Origin of the sequence: Enterococcus sp. DIV2371 (genome assembly GCF_050498525.1) — a bacterium.
Classification (GTDB): Bacteria; Bacillota; Bacilli; order Lactobacillales; family Enterococcaceae; genus Enterococcus_B; species Enterococcus_B mangumiae.
Window position 1 is genome coordinate 1 of the sequence record NZ_JBIPAJ010000002.1, and the last position, 4455, is coordinate 4455.

Sequence of the window (4455 nt, forward strand, 5' to 3'; positions counted from 1 at the left end):
GCAAGCATCGGATATGGACGTCCATATCCTAAAATTCCAAATGGAATGCTTGTTAGGTTTCACCTAATACCGATAAAAAGCCTGAAGCAAAAAAACATTTTTTGCTTCAGGCTTTTTTGTCGCTTCACTCGAATTTATTTTGAAAGAGTTGAAACAAGGTCATTCATTTTTTGCCAGTATTGTTCTACTCGTTTTAAGTCAGTACCTGACAGGGAAAATAAGTTGAGATTCAGCATTTCTTTGAATTGCTGATACAACAAAGCAAAAAAATTATTACGGTTATCAATTTCGATATTTTCGTTCGTCAAATAACCAATCAGTCGAGCGGTCGTACCTTTTGATAATTCATTCAATTGTTCGATTTTGAGAGTTTGATTGTAATCGTACGGCTTCAAAATCAATCCTCCTTCGAAAAAATACTGCGTAGTCCACCAAGTAAATCATCTTTTTCAGAAGATGAAATTAAAGAATTAGTTTCGGAAAGGGGCTCCTTTTCCTTTGAGTGTTTTTCTTTTTTCTCTAAGGCTTTGAGCTGTTCAAGCAACTCAACTTTTCTCTTTGCTTCTAAAATTTTATCGTCAATCGTTGTTGGTTGTTGTTCGTATTCTTTTTGTTTATCTGCTTGAGCTAAAGCCCTTTTTTGTTCTTCTTTGGTTGGTGCATGTTTATTGAAGTCATCTGCTTTTTTTATTTCAGGCTTAAAGGAAAATTGATAGCCAATTACAGGCTTGCCACGACCTTTTCCGTATTTCTTTTTGATCGTTAGTCCTTTGAAAATTGCAGTTAATTCTTGACGAATAGGTTTTATGACATTTTTATTTATATCACTTTGCCTATAACTTTTTGGAATATCTAATAGCTCATGAAAATCATCTTTGGAAAAGTAAGCAAAGCCCTTGGTACGGAATTGTTTTAGCAATCGAAACATTGTTTTTGAATAACTACTTTCTAGCTCATTGAATTGTTGGAGAGAATAACGTACCCAAGAATCTAAACCATTTAGCAAAGGCAAAGCATCTTCAAAAAGTTGAATATCTACGTAAGGTTCAGGAGTATCGCCATTGATTTTGAATTTAGTAAACATTACAAACATTTCGTAGGAAAGCCCAGATTCACTTCTGCGACCAAAACGCAAAGATAAAATTTTCTCGTAGGTTGTTTTTAAGTCATCTACAAACCGTACGTTAGCTGTCGCTTTATAGTTACTTAGATCTTTAAGTTGATCAAAAGTGAAGCGAACAGTTTTATCTCCTTTCTCACGCATTCTGGACACGATAGAGAAAAACAAATTCATTTCTACAGGAGTAAATTTCCGCAAGGGAATGGTATTTAATTCATGGTGATATTTAACGATTTCATTAGCCATTAGAACACCTCGTTTTTATAGGAGTTATATTATATGATAACTACCCCCATAATAACACACCCAAACAGACAAAACCACCCCCATAAACAGACAAAACCACCCCCATAAACAGACAAAACCACCCCCATAAACAGACAAAACCACCCCCAAAAGACTATGCACTCCTTGGGAGAGTAAGGACACAGCCGACGGTAAAGAGGTTTAAAAGAGGTTTAAAAAGAGATTATAAAAGAGGGGAAGAAAATTCCCGCCCTAAAAACCTCACTTTTTGACGCAAACAGGTTCGCGGATTTTGTAAAACTGCCCCCACTGCTCCCTACGGTCACTAGAAAGGAGTGATCGCTACGCTCTCACATTTTACTTGCAGCGGTCACTCTGCTCCCTCGCTAAAATCAAAACCAGTTGTTCAAAGAATCCTTTACGACCGTCTTACAACCTGTCTAAGTCTTTCTAAGAAGTTTTTAGTAATTACATCTAATCTTGGTTGTTAAACGCCTTACAGGCGGTCAGGGCAAGCCCTAACAACCCAAAAGCAATTTTAGATCCAATAAACCACCTGAACAGCCGTAAAAAGCCATACTATGCTCACAGAGACGTTTTTACTTGATATTGGTATAAAAATAACGGTCGAATGAGGAAAGGCTTAAAACGTAAAATATGCCGGTTTAGAGATATCTTAGGAACTACGACTCAATAATTTAAAGACACATGTCATTAATTCCTAGCACAAAACCATAGACGCGGTTATTGACGCGTCTATGGTTTTGTGCTACTCTAAATTGAATTATAGAATCATTTCTGACAGTTTTTGGACGTTAGATTGTTCTAAGAGTTTATTGTATGGTTCTAGGCTTCCTAAATAGTTAAGTATAGCTTTGTAACTGTCGTATAAATTATTGGAAATTAAATCAGTGGGAAGATTTTTGCTCCAATTCTCTTTACATAGTTCAAAGAAATCCTCAGAAGCATTATTTAAAGTTTGAATTAGCAACTCTCTCAAGGAAACTAACGTGCCAATAATTTTCGGGAAATCTGTTGTATTGAAAGTATAAACTCCACCAGAAGAAAATAAATCTCTCAGAGATTTATTGTAGACGTAATATGCTTCCAAAATGTATTCAGCAGACCTTGTATATTTACTGTGTTTACTACCATGTAGCAAATCATCTGGAAAAAGAATTAGAAGTTCTGCTCGTATTTGATCCCTCTTTGTAGAAGGTAAATCACTGAATTTGGTTGGAGGAACGGTTTCAGCAGGTGCTGTATACCATTTAGCTCCACCGCTATTTTCTTTAAGAAATTTTTGAACGAAACGGACTTTCTCTGATTCACCCATGCTTCGTAAAGAGTCATATTCTTTTTTAGAATCAAAAACGGATTCACTCAAATTTTCCATATCAATGGTGAATCTTGGACTATGGGTGACTTTTATACTTGAAGTAACTTGCCAATAAGGAGCAAATTTAACCAAAAGCCTTTTCTCTTTTGGAACTTTGCTTCCAAACACAAGATATATCTCTTCGTATCCTTCCCCAGTTATAGATTCAAAAACAGAATTACCATTGGTATTCCAAGAGCCGTTTCCTCGATACTTTAGCTCAACACCATATTTAACATCATTCAGAATCAAATCTACATCTGGAAAGTGATGACCAAGGTGTATTGTAAATTGTAATACATTTTGAGGAGATAATTCTTCTGAAACTTCTTTTAAAACCAAAGGGAATAACTCTTCAAATCCGTTATCATTCCCTTTGCTCCGTAAAAAACGATCATCTATTGGACTTATAGATTCAATTTTTTTACGGATTATGTCTAAAACATCAACAATATTCATTTATCACACTCCATTCTTAGAAAGGGTTATATATTATGAAATCATATTTTCACAAAGAAACCAATACCATTAATACTTTTGAAGTAGAAGTTCCTGAGGAAACAAAAAAATTAAATGTAGTTTCCTTATTCAGTGGCGTAGGAGGGATGGACTTAGGATTCCGAGGGAATTTCGATTTTTTAGGAACCCATTATTCTGAACAGCCATTTAACTTAATTTTTTCCAATGATATTTTTAAACAAGCGGCAGATGTATATGAGATTAATTTTGGGCATAAGGTAGAGAGAAGAAGTATCGATGACATAGATGTAGGAGAGCTACCTAACGAAGAAGTGGATATTGTTTTAGGAGGATTCCCCTGTCAAACGTTTAGTTATTCAGGAAAAAGAGGAGGATTAAGTGACCCAAGAGGACAGCTGTACCTTCAAATGATTCGAATAATAGAACACTATAGACCTAAAATGTTTGTTGCCGAAAATGTAGATGGTATCCGAAATTCAAAAAAAGATAACAAAGGAAATGCCGTTGACGTTTCAGCATTGGATACTATTCTAAAAGCTTTTGATGTTGCAGGATATAATGTGCAATATCGCGTTTTGAATGCGGCTGATTATGGGGTGCCACAGTCCAGAAGAAGGGTTATTATTTTAGGAATAAGAAAAGATTTAGGTGATCAAGAAGATGTGTTTTATCCTAAAGTATTGTTTGATCAAACAGGGTTAGAAACAAAGCGAAAATGGCTTTCTGCTAAAGAAGGTATCGATGATTTATGGGAAAAAATTAATGATCCTACTGTCTTAAATCACACTCAACGTGATTATTCTAAAGCTAAGTTTTATCCTGGCAAAAAAATGCAAGGCAATAATCGTATAAGTGCTGACCGACCTGCCCCTACAATTCGTGCAGAGCACCACGGAAACATAGAAGCTCACTACAGAACTACTTTGAAAGATGAAAATAATATGGACGGTTGGAGAAGGCTCTCTGTTCGTGAGACAGCTAGATTACAGTCATTCCCAGACGATTTTAATTTTGCTTGTTCCGCTAGTTCAGCTTATAAAATGATTGGAAATGCTGTTCCACCAGTAATGTCATGGCATGTAGCACGCTCTGTTTTCTATACATTAAATAAATTAGGGATAACATCAAAATAATATATTAAATTTTTAGATATTGACCTGAAGGGCAAGCATCGGGTGTGTGCGCACACACCGCTATTCCAAGTAGAATTTTTACTTGCCTTTTGAAGAAG

Annotated in this window: 4 protein-coding genes; 1 reads left to right on the forward strand and 3 read right to left on the reverse strand. The window is 35.6% G+C overall.

Going from position 1 to position 4455, the window contains the following annotated elements:
• Positions 1-134: 134 nt before the first annotated feature.
• The 3 genes from IGL24_RS15380 to IGL24_RS15390 form a co-directional block, all read right to left on the reverse strand.
• Positions 135-395, reverse strand: coding sequence for an antitoxin (locus tag IGL24_RS15380; protein ID WP_429968521.1), 261 nt, complete (start codon positions 393-395; stop codon positions 135-137).
• 2 nt (positions 396-397) lie between these two features.
• Positions 398-1366, reverse strand: a complete 969-nt coding sequence (locus IGL24_RS15385) for a replication initiation protein (protein WP_429968523.1) — start codon at positions 1364-1366, stop codon at positions 398-400.
• A gap of 784 nt (positions 1367-2150) precedes the next feature.
• Positions 2151-3203, reverse strand: a complete 1053-nt coding sequence (locus IGL24_RS15390; RefSeq protein ID WP_429968524.1) for a hypothetical protein — start codon at positions 3201-3203, stop codon at positions 2151-2153.
• A 35-nt stretch (positions 3204-3238) separates the two neighbouring features.
• Between IGL24_RS15390 and IGL24_RS15395 the strand changes: the two genes are divergently transcribed.
• Positions 3239-4357 carry a DNA cytosine methyltransferase gene (locus IGL24_RS15395; RefSeq protein WP_429968525.1) on the forward strand — a complete coding sequence of 373 codons (1119 nt, stop codon included), beginning with the start codon at positions 3239-3241 and terminating at the stop codon, positions 4355-4357.
• Positions 4358-4455 lie beyond the last annotated feature (98 nt).